The organism is Halomonas sp. hl-4 (assembly GCF_900215475.1).
Taxonomy (GTDB): domain Bacteria; phylum Pseudomonadota; class Gammaproteobacteria; order Pseudomonadales; family Halomonadaceae; genus Vreelandella.
In genome coordinates this window covers 3,402,485-3,429,369 of record NZ_LT907845.1, presented here as the reverse complement: position 1 = coordinate 3,429,369, position 26,885 = coordinate 3,402,485, and the positions used below count along the sequence as shown (strand labels likewise).

Annotated in this window: 25 protein-coding genes; 15 read left to right on the top strand and 10 right to left on the bottom strand. The window is 57.1% G+C overall.

Annotated features, from left to right (window positions below; all coding sequences use genetic code 11):
* Positions 1-136: 136 nt before the first annotated feature.
* The 3 genes from CPH17_RS16125 to CPH17_RS16115 all read left to right on the top strand — a co-directional run bounded on the left by CPH17_RS16125 (position 137) and on the right by CPH17_RS16115 (position 5,175).
* On the top strand, positions 137-943 hold the full coding sequence (locus tag CPH17_RS16125) for an outer membrane protein assembly factor BamD (RefSeq protein ID WP_074395259.1): 807 nt from the start codon (positions 137-139) through the stop codon (positions 941-943).
* A gap of 255 nt (positions 944-1,198) precedes the next feature.
* Positions 1,199-2,914, top strand: a complete 1,716-nt coding sequence (locus tag CPH17_RS16120) for a methyl-accepting chemotaxis protein (protein ID WP_096300382.1) — start codon at positions 1,199-1,201, stop codon at positions 2,912-2,914.
* 104 nt (positions 2,915-3,018) lie between these two features.
* Positions 3,019-5,175, top strand: a complete 2,157-nt coding sequence (locus CPH17_RS16115; protein ID WP_096300380.1) for a putative bifunctional diguanylate cyclase/phosphodiesterase — start codon at positions 3,019-3,021, stop codon at positions 5,173-5,175.
* A gap of 16 nt (positions 5,176-5,191) precedes the next feature.
* On the opposite strand, the gene CPH17_RS16110 is transcribed toward CPH17_RS16115, so the two are convergent.
* The gene (locus CPH17_RS16110; protein WP_074395256.1) at positions 5,192-6,826 is read right to left on the bottom strand and encodes an NAD+ synthase; all 1,635 of its coding nucleotides are present in this window, start codon (positions 6,824-6,826) and stop codon (positions 5,192-5,194) included.
* A gap of 120 nt (positions 6,827-6,946) precedes the next feature.
* On the opposite strand from CPH17_RS16110, the gene CPH17_RS16105 reads away from it, so the two are divergent.
* Positions 6,947-7,231, top strand: coding sequence for a PP0621 family protein (locus tag CPH17_RS16105; protein ID WP_096300378.1), 285 nt, complete (start codon positions 6,947-6,949; stop codon positions 7,229-7,231).
* Positions 7,232-7,237: 6 nt separating this feature from the next.
* Here the strand turns inward: CPH17_RS16105 and thiO are convergent, their stop codons facing one another.
* Complete coding sequence (gene thiO, locus CPH17_RS16100) at positions 7,238-8,332, bottom strand: glycine oxidase ThiO (RefSeq protein WP_074395254.1); 1,095 nt, start codon at positions 8,330-8,332, stop codon at positions 7,238-7,240.
* A gap of 127 nt (positions 8,333-8,459) precedes the next feature.
* On the opposite strand from thiO, the gene CPH17_RS16095 reads away from it, so the two are divergent.
* The gene (locus CPH17_RS16095; RefSeq protein WP_096300376.1) at positions 8,460-9,008 is read left to right on the top strand and encodes a GspH/FimT family pseudopilin; all 549 of its coding nucleotides are present in this window, start codon (positions 8,460-8,462) and stop codon (positions 9,006-9,008) included.
* Between the two features lie 26 nt (positions 9,009-9,034).
* Here CPH17_RS16095 and trxB read toward each other — a convergent pair whose 3' ends face one another.
* On the bottom strand, positions 9,035-9,988 hold the full coding sequence (gene trxB, locus CPH17_RS16090; protein WP_096300373.1) for a thioredoxin-disulfide reductase: 954 nt from the start codon (positions 9,986-9,988) through the stop codon (positions 9,035-9,037).
* Between the two features lie 265 nt (positions 9,989-10,253).
* Between trxB and acnA the strand changes: the two genes are divergently transcribed.
* A complete protein-coding gene (acnA, locus tag CPH17_RS16085) occupies positions 10,254-12,986 on the top strand; it encodes an aconitate hydratase AcnA (protein ID WP_096300371.1) in 2,733 nt (910 codons plus the stop codon).
* A 70-nt stretch (positions 12,987-13,056) separates the two neighbouring features.
* On the opposite strand, the gene CPH17_RS16080 is transcribed toward acnA, so the two are convergent.
* Positions 13,057-14,736: an NAD-dependent malic enzyme gene (locus CPH17_RS16080; RefSeq protein WP_096300369.1), complete on the bottom strand. Its 1,680-nt coding sequence runs from the start codon at positions 14,734-14,736 to the stop codon at positions 13,057-13,059.
* A gap of 179 nt (positions 14,737-14,915) precedes the next feature.
* Positions 14,916-16,127 carry a YeeE/YedE family protein gene (locus CPH17_RS16075; protein ID WP_096300366.1) on the bottom strand — a complete coding sequence of 404 codons (1,212 nt, stop codon included), beginning with the start codon at positions 16,125-16,127 and terminating at the stop codon, positions 14,916-14,918.
* Positions 16,128-16,378: 251 nt separating this feature from the next.
* Here CPH17_RS16075 and CPH17_RS16070 point away from each other — a divergent pair, with 251 nt between their 5' ends.
* The gene (locus CPH17_RS16070; RefSeq protein ID WP_096300363.1) at positions 16,379-17,323 is read left to right on the top strand and encodes a co-chaperone YbbN; all 945 of its coding nucleotides are present in this window, start codon (positions 16,379-16,381) and stop codon (positions 17,321-17,323) included.
* Between the two features lie 4 nt (positions 17,324-17,327).
* On the opposite strand, the gene CPH17_RS16065 is transcribed toward CPH17_RS16070, so the two are convergent.
* On the bottom strand, positions 17,328-18,491 hold the full coding sequence (locus CPH17_RS16065; protein WP_096300361.1) for a MalY/PatB family protein: 1,164 nt from the start codon (positions 18,489-18,491) through the stop codon (positions 17,328-17,330).
* A gap of 39 nt (positions 18,492-18,530) precedes the next feature.
* On the opposite strand from CPH17_RS16065, the gene CPH17_RS16060 reads away from it, so the two are divergent.
* The 5 genes from CPH17_RS16060 to CPH17_RS16040 all read left to right on the top strand — a co-directional run bounded on the left by CPH17_RS16060 (position 18,531) and on the right by CPH17_RS16040 (position 20,924).
* Positions 18,531-18,962, top strand: coding sequence for a hypothetical protein (locus CPH17_RS16060; RefSeq protein WP_074395246.1), 432 nt, complete (start codon positions 18,531-18,533; stop codon positions 18,960-18,962).
* A 109-nt stretch (positions 18,963-19,071) separates the two neighbouring features.
* On the top strand, positions 19,072-19,479 hold the full coding sequence (locus CPH17_RS16055; RefSeq protein WP_096300359.1) for an acyl-CoA thioesterase: 408 nt from the start codon (positions 19,072-19,074) through the stop codon (positions 19,477-19,479).
* A gap of 39 nt (positions 19,480-19,518) precedes the next feature.
* Positions 19,519-19,812 carry a hypothetical protein gene (locus CPH17_RS16050; protein ID WP_066316720.1) on the top strand — a complete coding sequence of 98 codons (294 nt, stop codon included), beginning with the start codon at positions 19,519-19,521 and terminating at the stop codon, positions 19,810-19,812.
* A gap of 36 nt (positions 19,813-19,848) precedes the next feature.
* On the top strand, positions 19,849-20,370 hold the full coding sequence (locus tag CPH17_RS16045) for a DUF501 domain-containing protein (protein ID WP_074395244.1): 522 nt from the start codon (positions 19,849-19,851) through the stop codon (positions 20,368-20,370).
* Positions 20,371-20,381: 11 nt separating this feature from the next.
* Positions 20,382-20,924: a TIGR00730 family Rossman fold protein gene (locus CPH17_RS16040; protein WP_074395243.1), complete on the top strand. Its 543-nt coding sequence runs from the start codon at positions 20,382-20,384 to the stop codon at positions 20,922-20,924.
* Positions 20,925-20,942: 18 nt separating this feature from the next.
* On the opposite strand, the gene CPH17_RS16035 is transcribed toward CPH17_RS16040, so the two are convergent.
* Both CPH17_RS16035 and CPH17_RS16030 read right to left on the bottom strand, forming a co-directional pair.
* On the bottom strand, positions 20,943-21,443 hold the full coding sequence (locus CPH17_RS16035; protein ID WP_074395242.1) for a hypothetical protein: 501 nt from the start codon (positions 21,441-21,443) through the stop codon (positions 20,943-20,945).
* A gap of 34 nt (positions 21,444-21,477) precedes the next feature.
* On the bottom strand, positions 21,478-21,966 hold the full coding sequence (locus tag CPH17_RS16030; protein WP_096300357.1) for a tetratricopeptide repeat protein: 489 nt from the start codon (positions 21,964-21,966) through the stop codon (positions 21,478-21,480).
* A gap of 250 nt (positions 21,967-22,216) precedes the next feature.
* On the opposite strand from CPH17_RS16030, the gene CPH17_RS16025 reads away from it, so the two are divergent.
* A complete protein-coding gene (locus CPH17_RS16025) occupies positions 22,217-23,248 on the top strand; it encodes an NADP(H)-dependent aldo-keto reductase (protein WP_096300355.1) in 1,032 nt (343 codons plus the stop codon).
* 105 nt (positions 23,249-23,353) lie between these two features.
* Complete coding sequence (gene yaaA, locus CPH17_RS16020; protein WP_096300352.1) at positions 23,354-24,133, top strand: peroxide stress protein YaaA; 780 nt, start codon at positions 23,354-23,356, stop codon at positions 24,131-24,133.
* An 8-nt stretch (positions 24,134-24,141) separates the two neighbouring features.
* Here yaaA and CPH17_RS16015 read toward each other — a convergent pair whose 3' ends face one another.
* Positions 24,142-24,717, bottom strand: a complete 576-nt coding sequence (locus tag CPH17_RS16015) for an isochorismatase family protein (protein ID WP_074395238.1) — start codon at positions 24,715-24,717, stop codon at positions 24,142-24,144.
* Between the two features lie 131 nt (positions 24,718-24,848).
* Between CPH17_RS16015 and CPH17_RS16010 the strand changes: the two genes are divergently transcribed.
* Positions 24,849-25,697: a Tim44 domain-containing protein gene (locus CPH17_RS16010; protein WP_074395237.1), complete on the top strand. Its 849-nt coding sequence runs from the start codon at positions 24,849-24,851 to the stop codon at positions 25,695-25,697.
* A 102-nt stretch (positions 25,698-25,799) separates the two neighbouring features.
* Here CPH17_RS16010 and CPH17_RS16005 read toward each other — a convergent pair whose 3' ends face one another.
* Entirely contained in the window at positions 25,800-26,822 is a 1,023-nt protein-coding gene (locus CPH17_RS16005; protein ID WP_096300350.1) for a tryptophan--tRNA ligase, read from the bottom strand.
* Positions 26,823-26,885 lie beyond the last annotated feature (63 nt).

Genomic DNA, 26,885 nt, shown 5'->3' with positions numbered 1-26,885 from the left:
CTCGACAACGTAATGCGAAGCCTGCGTTTTGCGCCGAGGTGATTTATAGTGGACGAACTGCGACCTATTCTACCATTTCTACTTATGGCCATCGTCGCTTTTCGATGATTGAGGCTTGTTTGCAACGAGGATGATGATGCGCGTTTTTTCCGCTGCCAATCGCTTTGGCGTGTTAGCTTTAAGCTTTGCCTTGCTGGCCGGCTGTGCCAGCAACGATACGACCTCCGAAGAGGAGGATGAATACGCTGGCGTCGATGAACGTGAGCTATACGACCGAGCTCGCGACGCCCTAGATGATAATCGCTTTAACATTGCGATCGAACGGTTAGAAGCGTTGGATACACGCTACCCGTTTGGCGAACACGCTGAGCAAGCTCAGTTAGAGATCATCTACGCCTACTACGAAAATAGCGATTGGGAAGAGGCTCGCGCCGCAGCCAGCCGCTTTATTCGCCTGCACCCCGACCACCCACAGGTCGATTATGCCTATTACCTGCGCGGTTTATCAGCATGGCAGGCAGGGCGTTTCAGCCTTGAGCGTCTTCGCTTGATTGATATCTCCAAGCGCGATCTTGGCGCAACACGAGACGCTTACAGCGATTTCCGCGAGCTGATTCAACGCTACCCGGAAAGCGAGTACGCCCCCGACGCGCAGCAGCGGATTGTGTATCTGCGCGAATTGCTTGCTCGCCACGAACTACACGTTGCTGATTACTACCTGCGGCGTGGCGCTTACCTCGCCGCCGTTGAACGCGGACGCTGGGTAGTCGAGAACTATCCCGAATCCAATGCCAGTCACGACGCGCTTGCCACTATGGTTGAGGGCTACCAGGGACTGGAAATGGATGACCGCGCAGAGGAAGTACTCGCCGTGCTGCGTGAAAATGCTCCCGACCATGACCAACTTGATGGCAATCGATTTGCACCAAAACATCTCGACTAACGCTGGGACTTCGCTAAATGAGCGTTAAGCATAGCGCCTAGCTTGTACAAGTTTCACAAAAGAAGATTTTTCTTCAAGCCACGCCCGAGCGTGGCTTTTTTATTTTATATCAGATTCTTACGGGATATTCATGCTTGTTTATGAATAATCGCACGCCCCTTGAACCAAAATAAAGTTGTACAAAAACTATACCGATGATTAGAATCCTAATATCGACATAATAAAGCACCTGAACGGTGCCTAAGGAGAAATATAATGTTCTTGTCTAGCGCACGGTTCTCGGGAACCAAGATAAGTACGCGCCTTACCCTTGGCTTTTCGGCACTGCTCGCCCTTCTGGTGATATTGACGGGCATCGGTATCTATCAGGTCAACCAAATCGATCGTGGCCTTACCACCATCAACGATGTTAACGGCGAAAAACAGCGCCACGCGATTGACTGGCGCGGCAGCGTCCACGATCGAGCCATTGCGTTACGCGACATCGTGATGACAGGCGAAGGCGACATTACCCCTCTCCAAGACACCATGCAGCAATTGCAGGATAACTACGCAAGCGCCTCAGAAGGTATGCAGACGGTTATTGCGGATAATGCAGACAATAGTCAAAGCCAAAACGTTAACGACGAACAATCAATACTCAGCCGTATTGAAGAGCAAGCAGATTCGACTCGAGCGCTCACCGACGAGGTATTAAGCGCCCATGCACAAGGAAATTATCAATCGGCTCAAGAGTTACTGCTGGCTGAAGCCGGGCCTGCCTATGCTGAGTGGCTTAACCGCATTAACCAGTTTATCGATCTTCAAGAACAGCAAAACAACGCGGTGACAGCTGCCGCGCGCGACACAGCTTCCGGCTTCCAAATACAGATGCTTGGTTTAACCCTTTTCGCCTTAGTCGTTGGCGGGATCATTGCCGTGTTCCTTACCCGTCAACTCCTGCGTGAGCTCGGCGCTGAGCCCCATGAAGTCAAGGCTTTCGCGGAAGCCATCGGCCGTGGCGAACTGGACAGCCAAGGACGCTTAAAGAAGGGTGATAAGCGCAGCATCATGGCGTCTCAGGTGGAAATGGCACGCCAGCTACAAGGTATCGTTGCCGAGGTACGCGCGTCAGCCGAGGCCGTCGCCAGCAATAGTGAGCAAATTGCCGAAGGTAACAACGACCTATCGTCGCGTACCGAACAACAGGCCAGCGCACTGGCGGAAACCGCCTCGGCAATGGAACAGCTAAACAGCACGGTCAAGCTCAACGCCGACAATTCCGAACAGGCCAGCCAGGAAGCCTCCAGCGCATCCACTACCGCCACACAAGGGGGCGAAGCGGTTCACCAGGTGGTCGCCACTATGAACGATCTCAACAAAAGCTCTCAGGAAATTGCTGGCATCATCTCGACCATCGACTCCATCGCCTTCCAGACCAATATTTTGGCGCTGAATGCTTCGGTGGAAGCCGCACGCGCTGGGGAGCATGGCCGCGGCTTCGCTGTGGTAGCCGAAGAAGTCCGCAAACTTGCCCAACGCAGCGCCGATGCCGCACGCGAAATCAACAACCTGATTTCCAGCAACCTGGAGCGTGTCAATCATGGTAACGAGCGCGCTGCTGAGGCCAGTAAATCAACCGAAGAGATTGTGGCAGCTATCAGCCGAGTCACCGACATCATGAAAGAAATCAGCTATGCCAGCGCTGAGCAAAGCAAGGGGGTTCAAGAAGTTGGCAAAGCAGTCACCGAGATGGATCAAGTTACCCAACAAAATGCCGGTTTGGTGCAGGAAAGCGCTCGCTCGGCCAATAACCTGCGCGACAATGCACATAAGCTAATCAATTCAATGTCGGTCTTCAAACTGCCCAGCAGCGGCCGTGAACATGCCCTCACCTTGGCAGGCTTATCTGCCACCACCTCTAGCTCCCTCACAAAACCTCGACCTGCCACAACACAACAGCAGCCAGAACCCGAGTGGGAAAGCTTCTAAGCACACAACGCTACTCTTCATTGCCACATGATAAGCGCTCACCAAAAGGTAGGCTCCCGAGTGGAAGGGAGCCACTACTTTAGCCCCTCTGTATTGAGGCGATTATGAAGCCCACCCAAAGCCTACTCATGGTTTTTCTGTTGCCTGTTCTAATGATCATTGTCCCTGCGCTAATACTCGGCGCCTTCGCGCTAACCATTGCCAGGGAAAAAGCACTCGACAGTTACCGCATACAGTCAGCCGACCTTGCGACGCTAGTTGAAATGGCCAATTTTGAGCGCCGCCTCGGCAACCTACATGAAAGCCTGACCCAAGCGCTTAATGAGTCAAAAAACAACCACCCCAGCAAATTGGATCGCTACAGCGAATACAGTTATATCGACCTACAGCTGGACGAAATGGGCGAGCGTATTGAACATTTAGCCGGATCCGGCCTGATTGACGATTTACATGCCGACAACGCTGAAACGTTGCTCTTATCCTTCCAGGAATACCGGCGCTTTATTGACATGGCAAACGAGGCGGCAACGTTGAACCAGAACAACGTCGGTGACTTCATGCAAGAAGCGGAGGCCAACTTCAACCGGTTCATCATATTTACCCAGCGCACCTTTGAAGCGCTCACCGAACGAGCTAACGAGCGCCATCAACAAACCTTTCAAGCCTTAAGCCGGTCCATCGGCACCTTGGTATGGTTTGGGCTGGGATTAGTATGCGTCCTCATCGGCGGTGCCGCCTTTGCATCTTGGCGTATCAATCGACGGCTAATGATAATCGGCGATGCCATCCTCGACTTATCCACCTCCCACCAGACTATTCCTGACTTTGACGATATCCAGCGCATAAGCCAGCGCCATAGTGGTCCTTTAAAACATATTGCCACCGCTCTGCTTTCGTTTCGGAAAACCGAGCAAAAGCGCCGCGAGGCCGAGCGTAAGGTACATCGACTAGCTTACTACGATACGCTGACCCAGTTGCCCAACTGGCGCCTGATGAAAGAACACCTACAGCTTTCCATTGACACCAATCAGCAAACCGATACGTTTGGCGCTCTCGTATACTTAGATATAGACAACTTCAAACGCATCAACGACAGCTGCGGCCACCGAGCGGGTGATTGCCTGCTTCAGGAACTCTCCGAGCGGCTATCAGCCCTTAACATCGACGGCGCAACGTTAGGTCGCGTGGGCGGGGATGAGTTTGTGATGATTGTCGAGGGCTTGCCAGCAGACCTGCTAAAAGCGGCCGAGAAAACCGAACGGCTGACTGAACAACTACAACACTCCCTCGGCCAACCTTACCAATGGGGACAAAAGGAACATTATCTTAGCGCCAGCATCGGCATTGCGTTGTTCGGGGACTCTGAACATAACGTTGACAACCTATTTCAATACGCCAGCGCCGCCGCCAACCTTGCCAAGCAGTCAGCCCCCAACGGCCTCCGGTTTTACGACCCGGCGGTGCAGGCTGAACTTGAAGCCAAAACCGAGTTAGAGCGTGACCTGCGCCTGGCCATCGAGCGACAGGAGTTTGTACTGGTTTACCAAACACAGGTAGACAGCAAAGGACGGGCGATTGGCGCGGAAGCATTGATTCGCTGGCAGCATCCTCAACAAGGCTTTATCTCGCCAGGTACGTTTATCCCCTTGGCGGAAGAAACTGGGCTAATCGTACCAATTGGCCAGTGGGTACTTGAAGCGGCCTGCGCGCAGCTGGTTGCCTGGGCCAACGACACCAGCACTGACCATCTTGTACTGGCAGTAAACGTCAGCGCCAAACAGTTCCAACAACCCGATTTTGTCGACACCGTCCGCGGCGCTTTGGCCAATAGCGGCGCATCTGCGCAACGATTGAAGCTGGAGCTGACCGAAAGTACCGTGATCGGCAGCGTAGACGATACCATTGCTCGCATGCATCAACTCAAGGCCCTTGGCATCAGTTTCGCGATGGATGATTTTGGCACCGGCTACTCGTCCCTGCAGTACCTTAAGCGGCTTCCTCTAGATCAAATCAAAATTGATCAGTCCTTTGTGCGCGATCTTCATCAAAACCCAGATGATATGGCCATTGTGCAGACCATTATTGCCATGGGGCGGGCGCTGGGGTTAAACGTAATAGCGGAGGGAGTCGAAACCCTCGAGCACTGGCGTTATCTCAATGATCACCAGTGCCACGCTTACCAGGGCTATTATTTCTGCAAACCGTTATCCGCAGTCGAGATGGTAAAGCGTAGCCTGACGCCGCCACCGATGCTGACCTAGGCCTCGCAGTGCCCGGCTATTCGCCGGGCTGCCAGCCGTTAACAATTGGATAGCGACGGTCGCGACCAAAGCCGCGTGGCGTGACCCGCACACCTACGGGTGCCTGACGGCGTTTGTATTCGCAGCGGTCAACAAGCTTAACCACCTGATAAACATCCTCACGGGCAAAGCCTGCGGCAATGATCGCCTCGGCACTCATATCGCCTTCGATATAGCGCGCCAGGATGGCGTCAAGTACATCATAGTCAGGCAATGAGTCGCTATCCTGCTGATCGGGTGCCAGCTCGGCGCTGGGCGGACGCTCAATCACGCGTTCTGGAATAGCCGCTGATTGCGTATTACGCCAGCGGGCCAGTCGGTACACCCAGGTTTTATAAACGTCCTTGATGGCGTTGTAGCCGCCCACCATATCGCCGTATAGCGTGGCATAGCCCACCGCCATTTCGCTTTTATTGCCCGTGGTTAACACCATTAGGCCTTTTTTATTGGAGATTGCCATCAGCAGCACGCCACGGCAGCGGGACTGCAAATTTTCTTCGGTAGTATCGCGCTCAGTACCCGCAAAGCTTTCCGAAAGCGTACCCATAAACGCCTCCACCATCGGCTCAATGGGCATGATGTCGTAATGCACGCCCAATAATTTGGCCTGCTCGGCGGCGTCCTGTTTGGAGATATCGGCGGTGTAGTGATAGGGCATCATCACCGCCTGAACGCGCTGCGGCCCCAGCGCGTCCACGGCAATCGCTAACGAAAGTGCTGAATCAATACCGCCGGAAAGCCCCAACACGACACCGTCAAAGCCGCTTTTATTGACGTAATCACGCACGCCGGTGACCAAGGCGCAATAGAGACTCTCCTCGGGCTCAACCTCTGGTTCGATTTCCCCGGCTTGAGGCTCCCAGGTGGCGGCGCTGGTTTGCAGTAACTGCACCGGCATCAAGCCGACCTGCCAATAAGGCGCCAATACCTGTAATTGCCCCTGGGCATTAACGCAGCATGAGCCGCCGTCAAACACCAGTTCATCCTGGCCGCCAATGGTATTGACGTAAAAGATCGGCCGCTCGACATCCTGAGCGCGCTGTTCGAGCAAGCGCAGCCGCTCACTGGGTTTGTCCTGGTGGTAAGGTGAGGCATTCAGGCTGATCAGCACTTCGGCACCCGCCGCGGTCGCCGCTTGCACCGGTGCGCCTTCCCATAAGTCCTCACAAATTAACAGGCCCAGCTTAGCGCCCTTGTGCTCATACACCAGCGGTTCGGTGCCCGGCGCGAAATAACGCTGCTCGTCGAATACTTGATAATTGGGTAGCGCCTGCTTGGCGTACTCGGCCTCCCACTGGCCGTTATACAGCACACCGGCCAGGTTGTAGCATTGTCCTTCACGCATGCCGGGATAGCCGATGATCACCAAGACGTCCCGTACCATTTTCTCGGCCATAGTGGCGCGTGCTTCACGCAGGCGCGTTTCCATGGAAGGGCGCAGCAGCAGATCTTCCGGTGGATAGCCCGATAAAAACAACTCAGGAAATACCACAATGTCAGCACCGTGCTCGATGCGCGCTTCGCGCACGGCTTCAATAGCGCGCGCGGCATTGCCGGGAATATCCCCGACCAAGGGGTCGAGTTGGGCCATGACCAGGGTTAAATCTTGCATGGGCGATAAAATCTCTTGAGAATCTTTTAGAATAGATGCACACCATCAACCCGCATTGTCCCGCAAGGGCCGCTCGCAGGCAAAGGCTGCGCTTGCATATTGCATGGGGGCGACAACAGGATGAAACTTTTGATTATTCGGCTACTCATTTTCGCGGTATTGCTTTATGCAGGGCTCAAGCTTTACGGCATGTACCGACAGCGGCAACGTGACCGTCTGACTCAAGAACGCCAAGAGCAACAACAAAACGGCGGCCATATGGTGCGCTGTCGCTGGTGCGAGGTGCACCTACCGGAAGACGAAGCGCTACGCGATGCGGAGCAGTGGTTTTGCTCCAGCGCACATCGCGATCGTTTCCTTCAGGAACAAAAACAAGACCCGCGCGACAATGATAAGGATGCCTAGCCTAATCTAGCCGAGCCGCTCCGGCGTCATTTGATAAGGTGTCGGGTCGATCAACGGCGGGCGCCCAAGCAACTGATCCACCAGCAGATGGGTTGACGCCGGTGCAAGTACCAACCCATTACGGTAATGGCCCGCGTTTACCGATATATTCTGCCAGCCGGGCAGCTCGCCGATGAACGGCACACCATCCGGTGAGCCTGGTCTCAAGCCCGCCCAGTGGTACGCCACCGGATAGTTGGCAAGCGCTGGCACAATATCCTCCGCGCTTTGCCGTAGTGACGCCAAGGCCTCTTGATCGGTGGTTTTGTTGAAGCCGCACTCCTCAAGCGTCGACCCCACTAGTAACACACCATCGGCCCTAGGAATCACGTAACGGCCTGCCTTGAGCACTACCCGCCGCACCAAGTCAGGCGGCGTTTGATAGGCAATCATCTGACCTTTTACCGGCCGCACCGGCAGCGAAACATTCAGCGTTTCAAGTAACGTCCCCGCCCACGCCCCACCACAAATAATCGTATGCCCCGCGGTGATCGTCCGCTGGGGAGTGTGTACGCCCTGAATGTGCTCGCCATGGCGGATAAACCCATTCACCTCACATTGCTCATGCAGTGTCACCTGAGGCATCGCGGACAGCCTGGCGCGCAACGCTTTGCCGAGGCGAGGATTACGCACACTCCCAAGCGTCGGCATCCAAAGCGCTCCATCGGCGGGTGGCAGGGAACGCTCTTTAGCGCGCACCATATCGGCGCTCACTCGCTCAAGCGGCTTGCCCATTTGCCGCGCCCAGGTAAGCGCCGCCTCTGGGTCATCCACGCTTAAGTACAAAAGCCCTTTTTGACGGTACTCAGGGTCAATACCTGTCTCTTCCAACAAACGTAGCGACAAGCTGGGGTAAGCGCCTTCCGACCAGCGCGATAGCTGAGAAATCGGCGGGGCATAGCGCCACGGATACAGTGGCGAAACGATGCCGCCCCCCGCCCATGAAGCCTCTTGGCCACAGTTTCCACGCTCGACCAGACTGACTCGCTGCCCGGCGTCGGCTAGCTGGAGCGCGGTCATCATGCCGATAACACCGCCCCCCACAATTAAGAAATCGCTCACACGTTTTGTCCACTATGGCTTACATCAAAAAATATCAGCAGCGCCTAGGATAAAGACACTCAAACGCATGCCAAGCACGCAATGAGCATAACGGTGGGAGCGAAGGGGTCAAGCGCAAGGAGGCAAGATGCATCAGTCAACACGCTGCGTGAGCGGCGCTAAGGCACAGGGATTTACCCTTTTAGAACTATTGGTCACGCTACTCATCATGGGGATCATCGCTGCCTGGGGCATACCCAGCTTTCAGGCGCTGGGCGAGCGTAGCGCACGCACCGGGGAAGCCAGCCGTCTGCAAACAGCTTTGGGTTTCGCTCGACAAACGGCAATTAGCCAGCGCCACCCCATCACGCTTTGCCCAAGCCACGGTCCACAAGATACCACGCGCTGCGGCGACCAATGGAACCAGACGCTGATGGTGATTCGTGGGGATCAAACGGAGGGTATCTCATCGGCCGACGTGCTACGCAGCTTCCCAGCCACTGAACGCGTCGACGTTAACTACAGCAGGGGATGGCGGCGGATACGCTACGATGCGCTAGGCCACACCAGCGGCTTCAACGGGCGTTTCACTCTCTGCCCACCAAGCGATACGTCTCGCGCTAAGGGCAGCACCTTGGTGCTCAGCCAGCTTGGGCGCTGGCGGATGGCTAACGCACCCGCCGAATGCCCACACTAAGCTGAGAAGCTGATTGGCATTGCCGCTCAGCCCGCGATGCCGTCCAGATAACGTTCAGCATCCAACGCAGCCATACACCCACTTCCCGCGGAGGTAATCGCCTGGCGATAGATATGGTCCATCACATCGCCGCAGGCAAAGACGCCGGGCACGCTGGTCGCCGTAGCGTTACCTTCCAAGCCGGACTTCACCTTGATATAGCCGCCGTTCATATCCAACTGGCCGTCAAAGATCCCGGTGTTGGGGCTGTGGCCGATGGCAATAAACAAACCCGGCGCATGGATATCTTTAACCGAGCCGTCCTTGGTTGATTTGACCCGCACGCCGGTCACGCCGGTGTTGTCACCCAGCACTTCCTCTACCTGCTGGAACCATTCCAGCGCGATCTTGCCTGCCTCAACTTTTTCAAACAGCTTATCTTGCAGAATTTTCTCGGCCCGCAGCGTGTCGCGGCGATGCACCAGGGTTACTTTGGAAGCAATATTCGACAGGTAAAGCGCTTCTTCGACCGCCGTATTGCCACCGCCGACGACCACAACCTCTTGATTACGGTAGAAGAACCCATCGCAGGTCGCACAGGCCGACACCCCCTGGCCCATAAACTGCTGTTCGCTAGGCAAACCGAGATAGCGAGCGCTGGCGCCGGTGGCAACGATCAAGGCGTCACAGGTATATACACCATTGTCGCCTTTCAAGGTAAAGGGTTTATCGCCTACGCTAACCTCGTGAATATGGTCAAAAAGCACTTCGGTATTGAAACGCTCGGCGTGCTGTTTCATGCGCTCCATAAGCTCGGGCCCCTGCACGCCTTGCGCATCACCGGGCCAGTTATCCACGTCGGTGGTGGTGGTTAACTGCCCACCCGCTTGCATCCCGGTAATCAGTAAGGGCTTCAAATTGGCCCGCGCCGCATAAACGGCTGCCGTGTAGCCCGCCGGGCCAGATCCCAGGATGATTAAGCGCTCGTGACGTGTTTGCATGACACCACCTTGTAAAGAGTCGGCTGATAATTTTGCACAGAGTCTGCCTGAAATGGCGTCAAGTACAAGGGATTGCAAGGTCAACTTGGCGCAAAAAGACGGGCCTAACTTGAAACACCGCCCTCACATACCCATCTCTCGTAATAGTTGGAGGTCATGATGTTCGGGTGTAGCGACTCAGATGAGCCATACTAATATTAGCTATACGAAAAAAAGACCGTGACCGGCGCGCAACGCGCAATGCCAAGCAATAGAGGAGAATCGCATGAGCAAGCTTCCCGATACGGAAAGGACCTTAACGGTTGGCAACAAGCAGTACCACTACTTCAGCCTGCCTGACGCTGCCCAGACCCTCGGCACCATCGACCGGCTACCCAAGACGCTCAAAATTCTGCTCGAAAACCAGTTACGTTTTGCCGACGATGAAAGCGTTTCACAGGATGACATGCAAGCGCTGGTCGACTGGCAAAAAGAAGGCAAATCCAGCCGTGAGATTGGCTACCGCCCTGCCCGCGTACTGATGCAGGATTTCACTGGCGTACCCGGCGTGGTCGATCTTGCCTCCATGCGCGCCGCCGTTGAAAAACTCGGCGAGGACCCCGCCAAAATCAACCCGCTATCGCCGGTGGACTTGGTCATCGACCACTCGGTGATGGTCGACAAGTTCGGCAACGCCGCCGCATTTCAGGAAAACGTCGACATTGAAATGCAGCGCAACCGCGAGCGCTATGAGTTCCTGCGCTGGGGCCAGCAGGCGTTCGACAACTTCCGTGTGGTGCCGCCGGGCACCGGCATTTGCCACCAGGTCAACCTGGAATACCTGGGCAAAGCCGTGTGGACCAAGGAAGAAAACGGGCGCACCCTGGCCTATCCGGACACCCTGGTGGGCACCGACTCCCACACCACCATGATCAACGGCCTGGGCGTCCTCGGCTGGGGCGTCGGCGGCATCGAAGCCGAAGCGGCCATGCTGGGCCAGCCGGTTTCCATGCTAATTCCCGAGGTCATCGGCTTCAAGCTGACCGGCAAGCTGCGCGAAGGCATCACGGCCACCGACCTGGTGCTGACCGTCACCGAAATGCTGCGCAAGAAAGGCGTGGTCGGCAAGTTTGTCGAGTTCTACGGCGACGGCCTGAAGGACCTGCCGCTGGCCGACCGCGCGACCATCGCCAACATGGCCCCCGAATACGGCGCCACCTGTGGGTTCTTCCCAGTTGATGATGAAACACTTACCTACATGCGCCTAACCGGCCGGGACGACGAGCAAATCGACCTCGTCGAGGCGTATTCGAAGACTCAGGGCCTGTGGCGCGAGCCGGGCGACGAGCCAGTCTTCACCGACATGCTGCACCTCGACATGACCGAGGTAGAAGCCAGCCTGGCAGGACCCAAGCGTCCCCAGGATCGTGTTGCCCTCAAGGATATGGCCGCCGCCTTTGATAAGTTCCTGCAGGAAGATACCAAAGCGGACCCGACCGCCAAGGGAAAACTGTCTTCTGAGGGCGGCCAAACCGCTGTGGGGATTGCGCGCAGCTTTCAACATGACACCAGCCAGGCCGTGAAGCTTGATGACCACGACTTCAGTCTCGACCCAGGCGCGGTGGTGATTGCGGCTATTACCTCGTGTACCAACACGTCTAACCCCAGCGTGATGATGGCGGCCGGCCTGCTCGCCCGTAAAGCACGCGAAAAAGGCCTCACCACCAAACCCTGGGTAAAAACCTCCCTTGCGCCGGGTTCCAAGGTAGTCACCGATTACCTGGAGGCCGCCGAGTTGAACAACGACCTGGACGCCTTGGGCTTCAACCTGGTCGGTTATGGCTGCACCACCTGTATCGGCAACTCCGGCCCGCTCCCCGACGAGATCGAAAAGGCCATCGCCGACGGCGACATGGCCGTCGCCTCGGTGCTGTCGGGTAACCGTAACTTTGAAGGGCGCGTGCATCCGCTGGTGAAAACCAACTGGCTGGCGTCCCCCCCGCTGGTGGTGGCCTACGCCCTGGCCGGCAATGTTCAGTGCGACCTGAGCAACGACCCGCTCGGTGAGGACGACAACGGCAACCCGGTCTACCTCAAGGATATCTGGCCAAGCCAAGCGGAGATTGCCACCGCCGTTGAGCAGGTCAATACCGCGATGTTCCACAAGGAGTACGGTGCCGTCTTTGAAGGCGACGATATCTGGAAGGCCATCAAGGTGCCGGAAAGCAAGGTTTACCAATGGCCCGAATCGACCTATATCCAGCATCCGCCGTTTTTTGAGGGCATGGGCCGTGAGCCGGACGCCATTGAGGATGTGCACAGCGCCCGCGTGCTGGCCATGCTGGGCGACTCGGTAACCACCGACCACATCTCCCCGGCCGGTGCTATTAAGCCCGATAGCCCCGCTGGACGTTACCTTCAAGAGCACGGCGTTAAACCGGTCGACTTCAACTCCTACGGCTCGCGTCGCGGTAACCACGAAGTGATGATGCGCGGCACCTTTGCCAACGTGCGGATCAAGAACGAAATGCTCGACGGCGTGGTCGGCGGCGAGACTCGCCACGTGCCCAGCGGCGAGCAAATGGCCATCTATGACGCGGCAATGAAATATAAAGAGGAAGACAAGCCGCTGGTGGTAATCGCCGGTAAAGAGTACGGCACGGGCTCCTCGCGGGACTGGGCCGCCAAGGGCACGCGCCTGCTCGGCGTGCGCGCGGTAATCGCCGAGTCCTTCGAGCGCATCCACCGTTCCAACCTGATCGGCATGGGGGTGGTGCCGTTGCAGTTCCCCGAAGGTGAGAGCCGTAAGACACTGGGACTCACGGGTGATGAAGAGGTATCCATTGCCGGACTGAGTGATTTAACGCCGGGCGGCAACGTCAAAGTGATCATTAAAAATGCCGATGGCGAAAGAACCGTTGATGCCAAGTGCCGAATTGACACGGTAAATGAACTGGCGTACTTCCGTCATGGTGGTATCCTTCATTACGTGCTGCGTAATATGATTGGCGCAGCCTAATCGGGAAACCGACCAATGCTTGCTAGCCCCCACTTGGTGGGGGTTTTTTTTGCGCGGACGGTCGGCGTTACTAAAAGGCACGACGCCGGTAGACACGGTAATCTGGAGCCCAGCAAGCGCGCTCGATAGCATCGCGCAACTCAGTACCACCGGTTTTAAGCGCCACACCATTCTGTTGCGCCTGAGCCGCCACTTCAAAGGCAATCGACTTGCTAATATCGCGGATACGCGATAGCGGCGGCAGCAATGCGCCTTTGCCTTCTTTTACCAGCGGCGCTTCCCGCGCCAGCGCCCGCGAGGCACTCATCAGCATTTCATCGGTCACCCGGGTGGCTTTAGCCGCCACCACGCCCAAGCCAATACCTGGGAAGATATAGGCGTTATTACACTGCGCGATGGGATAGGTGCGGCCGTTGAACACCACAGGTGCAAACGGACTGCCGGTTGCCACTAATGCCTGGCCTTCCGTCCAGCGGATGACATCTTCCGGTACCGCTTCCGCCTGAGACGTCGGGTTGGAAAGCGGCATAATCACCGGGTGCTCACAACTCGCGTGCATGGTGCGCACCACCTGCTCGGTGAAAATCCCCCGCTGGCCGCACACCCCAATCAATACCGTCGGACTGATTTGCGCGATGGTCTCCTCGAGCCCTTGTCCGTTCCAGTTGGCTACCAAGGCAGCATCGTGGGCCAAGCGACGTTGAAAATCACGTTGCCAGGGCTGGTCGGTAGTCATCAGGCCCTCGCGATCCACCATATAAATGCGCGTGCGGGCTTCGCTTTCGGTCAAGCCCTCGGCCTGCATCGCCACCACGACCTGCTCGGCAATGCCGCAACCGGCAGACCCGCCACCCACAAACACCACCCGCTGATCGGCAATCGTTTGCTCGCGGGCCTGACACGCCGCCATGAGCGTACCGACAACCACCGAGGCGGTCCCCTGTACATCGTCGTTAAAACAGCACAGCTGATCGCGGTACTGCTCTAAAAGCGGCATTGCGTTGGCCTGAGCAAAATCCTCAAACTGCAGCAATACATTGGGCCAGCGACGCTTGACCGCAGCGATAAACGTCGCCATGAACTCATTGTATTCGTCCTGGCTGACCCGTTCATGCCGCCAACCCATATACATAGGGTCATCCAACAAAGCCTTATTGTTAGTACCCACATCAAGCATGATGGGCAGCGTGTACGCTGGGCTAATGCCGCCGCAGGCCGTATATAACGCTAGTTTGCCGATGGGAATACCCATTCCGCCGATGCCTTGGTCACCCAGGCCCAGAATCCGCTCGCCGTCGGTCACCACGATCACCTTGACGTTATCCTTGGTGGCACTGCGCAGAATGTCATCCATGTGCTCGCGGTCGGGGTAGCTGATAAACAGCCCGCGGTGGTTACGATAGATATTGGAAAATTCCTGACACGCCTTGCCCACCGTAGGCGTGTAGATAATCGGCAGCATTTCTTCTAGATGCTGCGACACAAGGCGGAAATACAGCGTTTCGTTATCATCCTGAATGGCGCGCAGGTGAATGTGGCGCTCCAAGTCACTATGACACTGCTGGTACTGGCGATAGGCGCGTTCGAGTTGGTCCTCGATGGTCTCGACCTTTTGGGGCAATAGGCCGATCAAGTTGAACGCTAGCCGCTCCTGCTGAGTAAACGCACTGCCTTTATTCAATAGCGGCATTTCAAGAAGGGAAGGACCGGCATAAGGAAGGTATAAGGGGCGTTTGCTCGCGGTGGTCATAAGCACTCTCTTTTTTCGCAAATTTCTATTGCAATGCAGCAACATAGCGCGTCTGCAGTCATTGGGCGTAATGTAACATGCTCGTTCGACAAAGGTAGCAAACAGGCGTTTTAAAGCGACAAAAACGCCCCAACCGAAGTTGAGGCGCAAAGAGTAAAATAACCTAAAAGCGAGGTTAATTAGCAGGTTTTAGCAGTGGGCTGCTTAGCCGCCTCACCGGTAAAAAATAACGGACGTAGTTTAACGCCCACCATGTTGCCCGCAAACGCCGCAACTAGCCACACCCAACCGTGGAGGCTGCCCGAGGCGATCCCACTGAAATACGCGCCAATATTGCAGCCAAACGCTAACCGCGCGCCATAACCAAGTAATAGGCCGCCGATAATTGCCGCCAGCACCGAGCGCAGCGGGATCTTGAAGTTTGGCGCAAACCGCCCTGCCAGGCTGGCAGCCGCTAACGCTCCTAGCATGATGCCCACGTTCATCACCGTGGTCACATCGCCCCACACGCTGGATGCCAGAGCCGCCTCGTTGCCTGCAGACTGCCAATAGCCCCACTGGGAAACATCGCCGCCGACCAATTCGAAGCCTTTAGCGCCCCACAGCGCAAATGCCGAGGTAATACCCCAAGGTCGACCTGCCAGCGCCAAGGTGGCAAAGTTCAACACCGCCAGCGCTACCGCCCCGGCTACCAGCGGCCACGGACCGGTTAACCAGCGTTGATACCCGTGCTTCTCAACCAAAGGCGCTTTTTCCAACTTGCCATGACGGCCTTTTTCCATCACCACAGTAAACGCTGCAATCGCCGCAAATAGCACCAAGCTGATGGCGATACCACCACCGGCGCCCGCCACATTCACCAGAGACACCGGCTGGAAAGCAGGCAGGCTTTGCCACCAGGCAAAGTGCGCGGTACCAATTACCGACCCGACAATGAAAAACACCAGGGTAATGACCATGCGCGCATTCCCGCCCCCGGCAGTAAATAAAGTGCCCGAAGCACAGCCGCCGCCTAACTGCATGCCAACGCCGAACAGAAACGCGCCAACCAGCACTGAGATACCAATTGGCGATACAAACCCAGCCACCTCTCGGCCGAATAGCGTGCCGGCGCCAAGCGCCGGGAAAAACAATATGACGGCCAGCGCCAGCATGATCATTTGTGCTCGAAGGCCACGCCCACGCCGCTCTTTAATAAAGACACGCCAGGCGGAGGTAAAGCCAAACGCGGCGTGATAAAGCACCATGCCAAACAGCCCACCGACGATCATTAGCAGGCCGGTATTGGCTTCAAATACCACGCCGATGACCAGCGCACCCAGTACAATTGCCGCCGCCACAATGAGTGGCACGCGATTGCTAGCGGACGGGGTTACAGTCGTTGTAGACATACACTCACCTTCAGCAACACCAAAAACGCCTGTCGGGGCAACAGGCGCTTTTGGACGATATGGACAACAGCGGTAAGCCTACCGCTGGCAAAAGATAGCGTGAAATGCTTTATTCATCGCCTTTTATATCATTATGGCATATATAAGAAACTTACGGCGCGGCATAACCGCTTTTTTAGCCAGGTCACCTTGAATCCTCGCGCGTTCGGCTGCATATCAATAGCTAAATTTCCTCATTCATGAGCACGTTTATGTCGTCCATTATTGATCCTCGCACCGGTGAAGCATTAACCCCCCCTGATGCTGGTAACGACGGGCAAGCCAACGCTGACCGTCCACCGGTTCGCCCCGAAGAGGTCATCATTGATCTTAATGCGGGCAATATCCAGCAAGTTCTTGAAGCCTCAATGAAAGTCCCGGTATTGATGGATTGCTGGACACCAGACTCCGAGCCGTGCAGGCAGCTCATGGCGGTATTGGAGAGGCTGGTGGTCGAGTACGGTGGGGCGTTCTTGCTCGCCAAACTGGATACTCAGGCCAATCCGGAAATCGCCAGTCAGTTGGGAGTGAAATCGGTTCCTGACGTCAAACTGATCAGCCAGGGCGGCTTGGTAGACGGCTTCCAAGGCGCGCTGCCTGAAAAACAGATCCGTGAGTGGCTAAACCGCTATTTCCCTGCTCCCGAAGACGCACCCCCCAGCCCCGAAGAACAGGCCGAAGCGGCACTCAACGCTGGCGACCCAGCCGGGGCACGGGAAATTTATCAAACGCTGATCAGCCAATACCCGGACCACTACCCCTATCAGGTCAGCCTCGCCCGTGCGCTGGTCGCCGAAGGGCGCCGCGACGAAGCCCGCAGCCTGCTGGATAACCTGCCGCCGGAAGAACGCGATGCAGCCCCCGCTCGCGGCGTTCGGGCCAGCATCGAGTTTGGCGAACAAGCACTTTCCGGCGAAGAAATTGCCGCGTTTGGCGATCGCACTGATAGCGAAGCACAATACCAGCGCGCCCTACGCCAAGTAGCAGATGGCCACTACGAAGCCGGACTCGATGCCCTGCTTGCGCTGATGAAGCAGGACCGTGCCTATAACGACGATGCCGCGCGCAAGACGTTGTTGCAGGCATTCGACGCGCTGGGCGCCGACCACCCGCTCACCGTCGCCTATCGCCGCAAGCTATTCGCCCTGCTTTACTAATTGCTCAGCAAGCCAGTAACGCATCCATCCGGGCTAGCGCCGCCTCCAACTGCGGGGCGGTAGTGCCAAAATTGAGCCGCACAAATCCAGGATGACCGAAGGCCGCGCCGTCTGACAGAGCAACGCCCGCCTGTTCAAGCAGCGCCGCCTGCGGCGATTCACCAAGGCTGGCTTGGCGCATATCCAACCACGCTAGGTAGGTCGACGACGGCGGGCTCATGTCGACCCCAGGCCAAGTAGCGACATGTGCCTTAAGCGTTGCTCGATGCTCTCGCAGCACCTGCAACAAGGCTTGACGCCATGGCTCGCCATCGCGGTAGGCGGCCTCCGCTGCCACCAACCCAAGCACGTTGCCATCGGGCAGCAGGCCTTTGGTCGCCTGGGCGAAACGCTTACGCAGGCTCGGGTCGGGGACCACCGCGCAGGCAGTGGTAAGGCCCGCCAGATTAAACGTCTTCGATGGCGCCCAGAGGGTAATGGTGCGCTTGACCAACTCAGGGAAAGCCGCCACCAGCGGCTGGTGACGCGCCCCTTCGTCAAGCAGCAAATCGCAATGCAGCTCATCCGACACGACCCATAGATCGTGACGCTCGACAAACGCAGCAAGCGCGGCCAACTCACCATGCGACCACACGCGGCCGGTGGGGTTATGCGGGTGACACCAGAGTAGCAAACGGGTTTGCGGGGTGACGGCGGCCTCCAGCGCACCGATATCCAGCCGCCAGCTATCGTCTGAGCTGACCGGTGTGGCCAATGCCGCCTGCTGGGGCAACCGGCCGGTGCGCTCGGCCACGGCCAGAAACGGCGGATAGATCGGCGTGACGGTTAGTACGCCGTCCCCTGGTGCGGTCAGCGCCAAGGACGCCAGATGCAACGCTGGCACCACGCCCGGCAGCCACTGCTGCCACTCAGCCTGGATCGGCCACTGGTAGTGGTTAGCGCTCCACTGGCATAGGGTTTCTGTTAACGTGGCAGGCACTTCACCGTAGCCGTAAACGCCGTGCGCCACCCTAGCGTGCAGGGCGTCAATCACCGCAGGCGGCGATCGAAAGTCCATATCTGCGACCCACAAGGGCAGCACGTCGTCACCATAGCGGTGCCATTTTTGCGATGCCCAACCCTCAGCGGGGTGGCGTCGCTCAATGGGCGTGGCAAAATCAAATGCCATTATTGCTCTCACTTATCTAATACGGGGGTGCTATAGAGCATGCCGCAAGATGACTTTTATACCAAGGTGCGCGAGGGATGTCCGGCGCTGTTGCGCCAATGGCGAGCGCTCGGACAGGCCGATGCCGACGGCCTCGCGCTGATTCTTGCCGAGACGGCGCGGGTCGCTAAAATCGGCGAACCCAGCGAGACGCCCACCGGGGCCACACTGGATGCCTGGAGCCAGGCCAAGAACGTCGATATCCCTCTCTGGGCACCGCGCACGGCGGTGTTCTTGCTAAACCAGATGCCGGCCAAGCCGCTACCAGACAGCGACTCTGAAGCCTGCGCCTGGGCCTACTGCTGGCTGCGCAACCGCCATTTTGACCACTTGGAAGATGCCCAACGGGCGCTGCCCGCGCACTTGCAGGCACCCCTAAAAAGCGCGCTGGCAGCTGCCTGGCGTGACCAGCAAGGGCTTCGTTTAGTGTAATGCGCACCGCCTAGACTTGACCAAGCGCTTGCTTGGGGTAATCCTTGAGCGCTTAACCAACCTTCTGGTTTATCCCCTACGCTGCGAATAAGATTAAAGGATGGCGCCCATGTTTACCCGTATTATCGAACCGGCGTTTTATGACACCGATGCCCTTGGCCATATCAATAACACCCGTCTTCCCGCCTGGTTTGAGCTAGCCCGCAACGACCTGTTCAGGTTATTCACCCCCGATCTGAACCCTAAAGCGTGGCGGCTGATCATGGCGCGGATGGAAGTCGACTACCGTGCTGAACTGTTTTACGGTCACGATATCGAATTACGTACGTACCTGACGCGCCTGGGCAACAGCTCATTTACCGTCACCCAGGAGGCGCGCCAGCACGGAAAGTTAACCAATGTTGGGCATACGATCCTGGTGCAATACGATCATCAGGCCAAATGCACCGTGCCCATTGAAGGCGATTTGCGGGAAGCGCTCGAAGCCCATTTGCAAGAAGCGCCCGCCCCCGCCTGAACCGCTACGCCCCGATAATGGGGCGGCCAGGAGTGCCCCATGGCGATCCGCTACAATCTATGGCTAGACCCGGACAACACTGCCCAACACCGCGCCGTTGAGGCGGACCTTGAGCGCTATTTTATGGAGCGCTTTGCAGACTATCCGCATATCCGCTTGTTCGGTGCCGACCCCTACGATTATGATGCGCCGTTCAACCGACTTTACGATGTGCTAATGGCGCGAGCGGCTGAATACTGTGAACGTACCTGGCATTATGTCGCGTCTCCAGAACAGCTCAACCGCTGCTTTTTTCGCGCCGTTGGCCGCTCCACCAAGTTTGTTCGGGAATAATCCTGCACAACAATACTGCCAGTAAGAGACCCGCCCATGGTGATTCGCACCGATCATGCCCCAGACGAGCGCCAACTGGCGATTATTACCCAACAGCTTGGCCGCCCACCAAAAGGCATTGAAGCCGTGGCCGCCGTGGATAGCAACAACACGCCGCTGGTGCTGCGTATGGCACCGATTGTCGAAGGCAAACCTTTCCCGACGCTTTACTGGCTATGCTCCGATGTACTTAAAGTCGAGATTTCGCGCATCGAAGCCGTGGGCGTCATCAAGTCACTGGAACAGCAGTTACAGGACGAGCCTGACTTCCTGGCCGCCTACCAGCAAAGCCACCGTGACTATGTTGAGACGCGCTGGGCGTTGATGAGTGAGGCACAGCGCGCCGAGGTCGCTGAGCGCGGTTACACGGACGTGCTCACCAAACGCGGCATCGGCGGCATTAGCAACTGGCATCAGGTACGTTGTTTACACACCCAGTACGCGCACCACCTGTGCGGCAATAATGTCATTGGTCAATGGCTGGATACCCACCATCACGTCAACACCTGCCTAGCTTAAAAGGAAGTGAGATGTCTCGAATTTGCGTTTACCTTGGCTCGCGGGAAGGCAATAGCCCCGCCTTCCGTCATGCCGCCCAAACACTTGGACAAACCCTGGCGGCTCGCGGACACACGCTGGTCTACGGGGGCGCACGGGTTGGTTTGATGGGCGTGCTAGCCAATGCGGCACTGGAGGCAGGCGGCGAGGTTATCGGCGTGATGCCGGACCATCTGGTAGAGCGCGAGCAGGCCCACTTTGGCCTCAGCGAGTTAATCCGCGTACCCAATATGCACGAACGCAAGGCCACCATGGCCGCTAACGCCGATGGTTTCATCGCCTTGCCCGGCGGCATTGGCACCTTTGAAGAACTATTCGAGACGTGGACCTGGGGCTATCTGGGCTTACATGAAAAACCGCTGGGGCTGCTCAATATTGAGGGTTTCTATACGCCGCTACTGACATTTTTGAATAGTACCGTCGAGCAAGGGTTCATGGCACAAGCAACCCGTGACATGCTACTTGATGCCGAGACGCCCGACGCGCTGCTTGAGGCGCTAGAAGCACAAGGTTAGAGGGACGCGGCGAGCCATCTACTGGCAAAGCTGGCGGGTTCGCTGGTAGGTCAACTGCAGTAGCCGCGCATCCTCACCGGCGCGGTGGCGGTGAATGCCACGCTCGGCAATGACGGCTTCCTTGGTATCGCTCCACAGCGCCTGCTGGTCTTCGCTAAGCAAGATTCTCAACGCTTCCAGACGAAAACCCGGCAGCATCCCCGCGTGATGAAACAGCAGCGAAAGCCAGGTGTTATCGTAACCCCAGCTATCGCTATACGCCTTACCCTCGCCACTTAGCTCGTCGTTAAGCCAGCGCGCTACTTGGCGCACCGGATAGCCTTCACGCATTAAGCGCTCGCGCGCAATGCCGTGTAGCAACTCAGCTTTGGGGTCCCAGTGCGTCCACTCTTCAAGCGGCTGAATCAGAAACGCGCAGCTGGTGCCGTCGGCACGGGCAATCCCCACCTCAATCGGGTAGCTACCGCGCCCGAAACCGGACGCTTCAATATCCAACACGGTAGGTAGCGTCTCGGACACGGACGGCCTCACTTGCGAAAAAGGCAACGGCACATCATGCCGCGACTGGGTCAGACGGCTGATGCACCAGACTTTGCCAGTAAGCGGCCTGGTCGGCATCGGCCGTTAAGCCCAGCTCACCGACCCGGTAAGCATGCGCAAGACGCTCAGCCGCTAACGAGTGGCCGGATTGCGCCGCACGGGCATACCAGGTGACCGCATAGTCATCACGGCGCGGATACTGCACGCAGCCGTGCTCGTAAATTTTCGCTGCCTGATACTGAGACTTTACATCGCCTGCATGGGCAGCTTCCAGCACATAGCGTGCACCACGCGCTTTATCGTGTGGCGATAAGCTCCGCTGAAACAGCATGTGGCCGTAAACGGAAAGTGCATCGGGATGGCCCGCCTCGGCGCAGCGCTTAAACAAGCGCAGCGTTAGCCGCTGGGTACGCGGCGAGCGTGGCAATAACCAACGATTTTGAAACAGCCGCTCAGCTAGCCGAAACTCCAGCCGAGTAAACAAAGATGATGCCTGTGTCATGGCAAACGACTCTGCCTGTTTGTTGAAACATTGGGCTAGCCGTCATTCCCTATGAGACAACCAACCACGCGATAAACCGGCCCTTGGCCGGTCAATGGGCTGGCAAGCATACGCCTGCCGTGGCAACGACTCAACCCCTCTGATTTGCTGCTTGGCGAACGCCTCGCTAACATGCCACACAACCCCCGTCGCGATGCACTGAAATCGGTGTGCATCCCGCTGGTAATCGTATTCATACAAGGAGACCATCATGCAAACGCGACCATTGGGCAGAACCGGGATGGACGTCAGCCGTCTTTGCCTGGGCACCATGACGTTTGGCGAACAAAACAGCGAAGCCGAGGCCCACGAACAGCTTGATCGCGCCGTCGCCTTTGGCATCAACTTTATTGATACTGCCGAAATGTACCCAGTGCCGCCCAAGGCCGATACCCAGGGGTTAACCGAACACTATATCGGTAGCTGGCTCAAGCAGCGCGGCGAACGCGACGACGTCATTATCGCCACCAAGGCTGCCGGCCCCGGACTTGACCATATACGCGGTGGGCCGCGCCTAACCCGCGAACACCTCTTCAAGGCGATCGACGCAAGCCTTGAGCGCCTGCAAACCGACTACGTGGATCTTTACCAGCTACACTGGCCCGACCGCAGCACCAACTTTTTCGGCAAGCTCGGCTACACGCATAACGAAGAAGAAGACGCCACGCCGCTGGAAGAAACCTTAAGCGCGTTGAAAGAACTGGTCGACGCCGGCAAAATCCGCGCCATCGGCCTGTCAAACGATACCCCCTGGGGCACCATGCGTGCGCTACAGCTCGCCGATCAGCTCGATGTGCCACGGGTCGCCTCGATTCAAAACCCCTACAACCTGCTTAACCGCTCGTTCGAAGTGGGTCTGGCGGAAATCGCTCACCGCGAAGACGTCGGGCTTTTGGCATACTCACCGCTCGGTTTTGGGGTTCTCTCGGGTAAATACCTGAAAGGCGCGCAGCCGCCCAACGCCCGCCTGACGCTTTATGAGCGTTTCAAGCGTTACACCTCGCCGGAAGCCGAAGCCGCCACCCATGCCTATGTGGCCCTGGCGCGCGACTATGGCCTCGACCCAGCCCAAATGGCGCTGGCGTTTGTCAATTCGCGCAGCTTCCTGACCAGCAATATCATCGGCGCCACGACCATGGATCAGTTGGAAAGCAACCTGGCCAGTGAAAGCCTTAAACTGGATGACGACCTGCTGGAAGCCATCGACGATATCCATCGCCGCATGCCCAACCCCTGCCCTTAACCGCTCATCGGTCCTTGTGGATGCTATCGACCTCATAGCCTCGGCAATCGCCGAGGCTTGGTATAATACGCCCCATTACATTTACGATGTCTCGAGGAAGCTGCCATGTTGAGCGTCATCTCACCAGCCAAAACGCTGGACTTTGAAACCCCGTCGACCACCCAAGACGTCAGTCAACCGAATTTTCTGGCTGATAGCCAAGCACTTATCGATATCCTGCGCGACTATTCACCGCAGCAGATCAGCGACTTAATGGGCATTAGCGACAAATTGGCAGGCTTGAACGCGGCCCGCTTTGCCGAATGGCAGCCGCCGTTTTCGCTGGAAAACGCCAAGCCCGCCGCCCAGGCCTTTCAGGGTGATGTGTACACTGGGCTTGAAGCCGACACGTTCAGCGACAGTGAGAATCGCTTTGCTCAACAACACCTGCGTATTCTCTCAGGGCTTTATGGCCTGTTGCGCCCGCTGGATCTGATCCAGCCCTACCGGCTTGAGATGGGCACCAAACTAGCTAACTCGGCAGGCAAGGATCTCTATGCCTACTGGAAGCCCACGCTAACCAAAGCGCTGGACGCAGCTATTGCCGAAAGCGGTTCAAAGGTGCTGGTTAACCTGGCTTCCAACGAGTATTTCAAAGCCGTTGATGCCAAGAAACTGGATGCCCGGATCATCACGCCGGTATTTAAAGATGAAAAAAATGGCACCTTCAAGATCATCAGCTTCTACGCCAAAAAGGCGCGCGGCCTGATGAGCGCCTGGATAATTCGTCAGAACATTAACGACCCCGAGGCGCTAAAAGCATTTGATGTTGCCGGTTACCGCTTCGATGCCGCCGCGTCACAAGGCGATACCTTTGTCTTCACCCGGCGCGAAGCCGAGCGTTAAACACACGCCTAGAAAAAACGCACTGCTTTCGCCGCACGAGGCTTCAAAAACTGCTGGTGGACCGCGCTGAAAGACGCTGTATCACAGCGGTGAAGCCACTCGTAGGCCACCATATCCGCCGAGACCGCCTGCGCCCCCAAGGCACAGGCCCTCTCGCGCGCCAGCATCGCTTCCTCGGCCCGGCGGCTTGCCGTCGCCTCGCTGAGCCAATAGACCGCATAGCCTTCGGCTAATAGCCCGAGTGCCGTTTGCAGTACGCAAATATGCGCCTCGGTGCCGCACAACACCACCTGATGCCTGCCCGACGCATGCAGCGCCTCACGAAACACGGCTTCCTCCATAATCCCGAAGTGCTGCTTTTGCCATATCGTGGGCGCTTGTCGGGCTTCCAGTAACGCTAGTGCCGTGCCCCCAAGTTTCTCGGGCATTTGTTCAGTTAGCCATACGGGCACTGCCAGCGCATCGGCTACGCCAAACAGCCAATGAGCCTCGCTTATAGCGGCCTCACCGCCGTCAATCGCTGGCAGTAAGCCCGCTTGGAAATCGACCATCAGCAGTAAACTTTTATCGCGTTGCAAGCGCACGATGCCACCTCATTATTGTCTTTATACAAAGACAGATTGAAACAGACGACGCACGATGCGTATAGGCGTTAAACTTGGTTCATTGCATCACCTTCGCGCCCCAGCGGCGCTTGTTAATCCGGAGACACACAATGTTGCGACAGTTTTTCGTCATCTTATTGGTAGGCGCAATGGGCTTTGGCCTGGCGGTCGAGTCCGCCGACGCACGACGCTTCGGTGGCGGCGCCAGCAGCGGCAGCATGTCGCGCTCGGCAGATCGTCCGGCGGCTACCCAGCAACAGCAGGCACAGCGCAACGACCAGGGCCAAGCAGGTTCAGCAGCGGCCCGTCGCGGCGGAATGGGCGGCATGTTCGGAGGCTTATTGGCCGGCGGACTTTTGGCCGCGCTGTTCTTTGGCGGCGCCTTTGATGAGTTGCGCTTGATGGATCTGCTGGTCATGGCAGGCGTCGCTCTGCTGGCAGTCATGGCCTTCCGGGCAATGCGCCAGCAGCGAGCGCCCGCACCCTCGTCTTCGGGTCATGCACGGTCGAGCGGCCCCACCTCTGCACCACGTTTCGACGCGCAAGAAGGCAGCAGCGCTGCAACCGACAGCCACTCAGGCGCAACAACGCCTGAGTGGTTTGATAAAGAACGCTTCTTGAGTGGCGCCAAAGAGCATTTCATGACCCTGCAGCGCGCCTGGGACAATAACGACTTCAGCCGCATTCAGGAGTACGTAACGCCCGCATATTACAACGTGCTGCGCGAAGAACGCGCCCAGCAGCCCGCCAATAACCGTACCGAGATTGTGCGCTTATTCGCCGAGTTGGGTAATGTTGCCGAAGTGGGCGACCAGGCCGAAGCGACGGTCATTTTCCACGGCCTACTGGAAGAAAACGGAGAACAAACCGAGTTCAACGAGACCTGGCACTTAACCCGGGCGATGCGCGACGATGCCCCCTGGTACCTGCAAGGCATCGAGCAAAATCCGGGTGCTTAACCACTCAGGCCATAACGGATAGCGTTAAAAAACAAACGCCCTGCTTTTAAATAAAGCGGGGCGTTTTAGTAGCAATACCACGAAAGGGGCGAAGATGAGAGCTTAAATAAAGCGCCCCAGACCCACAGCGGTACGCAACTTATCCATCGTCACCGCGGCTTCCTCGCGTGCGCGCTCTGCCCCGCGCTGGAGTACCGTTTCAATATGCCCAGGGTCTTCCATTAGCGCGTTGTAACGCTCGCGGGGTTTTTCAAGATGGGCGTTGAGATACTCAAACACCTGATTTTTCGCATCACCCCAGCCAATGCCCTCGGCGTACTGCTGGCGCATGGTCGCGGTTTCCTCGGCCGAGGCAAAGGCCGCATAAATCTGAAACAGCGTGCAGGTATCAGGGTCTTTTGGCTCGCCGGGCTCCAGCGAGTTGGTTTTGATTTTACGCACCAGCTTTTGCAGCTTTTTCTCAGCCGCGAATAACGGAATCGTGTTGTTGTAGCTCTTGGACATTTTGCGCCCGTCCAGCCCGCCAAGCACCTGGCTCTTTTCATCCACCACCGCGTTAGGCAGGATGAAATACTCGCCTTTATATAGGTGATTGAAGCGCCCGGCGATATCCCGCGCCATCTCGATATGCTGAATCTGGTCGCGGCCCACAGGCACCTTGTTGGCGTTAAACATCAGAATATCCGCCGCCATCAGCACGGGGTAGCCGAATAACCCCATGGTGATGCCTTTATCCGGATCCTGATTACCTGCTTCCTCGTTCTCAGCCACAGCGGCTTTATAGGCGTGGGCGCGGTTCATCAGCCCCTTGGCGCATACGCAGGAAAGCATCCAGGTTAGCTCGGGGATTTCTGGAATATCCGACTGACGGTAAAAAATGGCGTTATCGGTATCCAGCCCAAGGGCCAGCCAGGTCGCGGCGATTTCCAGGCGCGACTGCTGAACGCGCTCGGGATCCTGGCACTTGATCAGCGCGTGGTAATCGGCCAGAAAGTAGAACGACTGAACGCTGGGATCCTGGCTCGCCTCAATGGCGGGTTTGATCGCCCCCACGTAGTTGCCCAGGTGGGGTGTGCCGGACGTGGTGATGCCGGTGAGGACACGGGTTTTGGGTGACTGACTCATAGGATATTCAAGCTCTTGGGCAAATAGCGCTATGATAACGCGGCCTTGTGTCAGAGGCTAATG

Bases quoted from the DNA above. Each gene is read 5' to 3' on its own strand.
- CPH17_RS16060 (WP_074395246.1), top strand. From the start codon at position 18,531: ATGCCGCAAGATGACTTTTATACCAAGGTGCGCGAGGGATGTCCGGCG.
- CPH17_RS16025 (WP_096300355.1), top strand. From the start codon at position 22,217: ATGCAAACGCGACCATTGGGCAGAACCGGGATGGACGTCAGCCGTCTT.
- CPH17_RS16045 (WP_074395244.1), top strand. From the start codon at position 19,849: ATGGTGATTCGCACCGATCATGCCCCAGACGAGCGCCAACTGGCGATT.
- acnA (WP_096300371.1), top strand. From the start codon at position 10,254: ATGAGCAAGCTTCCCGATACGGAAAGGACCTTAACGGTTGGCAACAAG.
- CPH17_RS16005 (WP_096300350.1), bottom strand. From the start codon at position 26,822: ATGAGTCAGTCACCCAAAACCCGTGTCCTCACCGGCATCACCACGTCC.
- CPH17_RS16055 (WP_096300359.1), top strand. From the start codon at position 19,072: ATGTTTACCCGTATTATCGAACCGGCGTTTTATGACACCGATGCCCTT.
- CPH17_RS16120 (WP_096300382.1), top strand. From the start codon at position 1,199: ATGTTCTTGTCTAGCGCACGGTTCTCGGGAACCAAGATAAGTACGCGC.
- CPH17_RS16010 (WP_074395237.1), top strand. From the start codon at position 24,849: ATGTTGCGACAGTTTTTCGTCATCTTATTGGTAGGCGCAATGGGCTTT.
- CPH17_RS16125 (WP_074395259.1), top strand. From the start codon at position 137: ATGCGCGTTTTTTCCGCTGCCAATCGCTTTGGCGTGTTAGCTTTAAGC.
- trxB (WP_096300373.1), bottom strand. From the start codon at position 9,988: ATGCAAACACGTCACGAGCGCTTAATCATCCTGGGATCTGGCCCGGCG.
- CPH17_RS16115 (WP_096300380.1), top strand. From the start codon at position 3,019: ATGAAGCCCACCCAAAGCCTACTCATGGTTTTTCTGTTGCCTGTTCTA.
- CPH17_RS16050 (WP_066316720.1), top strand. From the start codon at position 19,519: ATGGCGATCCGCTACAATCTATGGCTAGACCCGGACAACACTGCCCAA.
- yaaA (WP_096300352.1), top strand. From the start codon at position 23,354: ATGTTGAGCGTCATCTCACCAGCCAAAACGCTGGACTTTGAAACCCCG.
- CPH17_RS16065 (WP_096300361.1), bottom strand. From the start codon at position 18,491: ATGGCATTTGATTTTGCCACGCCCATTGAGCGACGCCACCCCGCTGAG.
- CPH17_RS16105 (WP_096300378.1), top strand. From the start codon at position 6,947: ATGAAACTTTTGATTATTCGGCTACTCATTTTCGCGGTATTGCTTTAT.
- CPH17_RS16075 (WP_096300366.1), bottom strand. From the start codon at position 16,127: ATGTCTACAACGACTGTAACCCCGTCCGCTAGCAATCGCGTGCCACTC.
- CPH17_RS16070 (WP_096300363.1), top strand. From the start codon at position 16,379: ATGTCGTCCATTATTGATCCTCGCACCGGTGAAGCATTAACCCCCCCT.
- CPH17_RS16030 (WP_096300357.1), bottom strand. From the start codon at position 21,966: ATGACACAGGCATCATCTTTGTTTACTCGGCTGGAGTTTCGGCTAGCT.
- CPH17_RS16040 (WP_074395243.1), top strand. From the start codon at position 20,382: ATGTCTCGAATTTGCGTTTACCTTGGCTCGCGGGAAGGCAATAGCCCC.
- CPH17_RS16080 (WP_096300369.1), bottom strand. From the start codon at position 14,736: ATGACCACCGCGAGCAAACGCCCCTTATACCTTCCTTATGCCGGTCCT.
- CPH17_RS16095 (WP_096300376.1), top strand. From the start codon at position 8,460: ATGCATCAGTCAACACGCTGCGTGAGCGGCGCTAAGGCACAGGGATTT.
- CPH17_RS16110 (WP_074395256.1), bottom strand. From the start codon at position 6,826: ATGCAAGATTTAACCCTGGTCATGGCCCAACTCGACCCCTTGGTCGGG.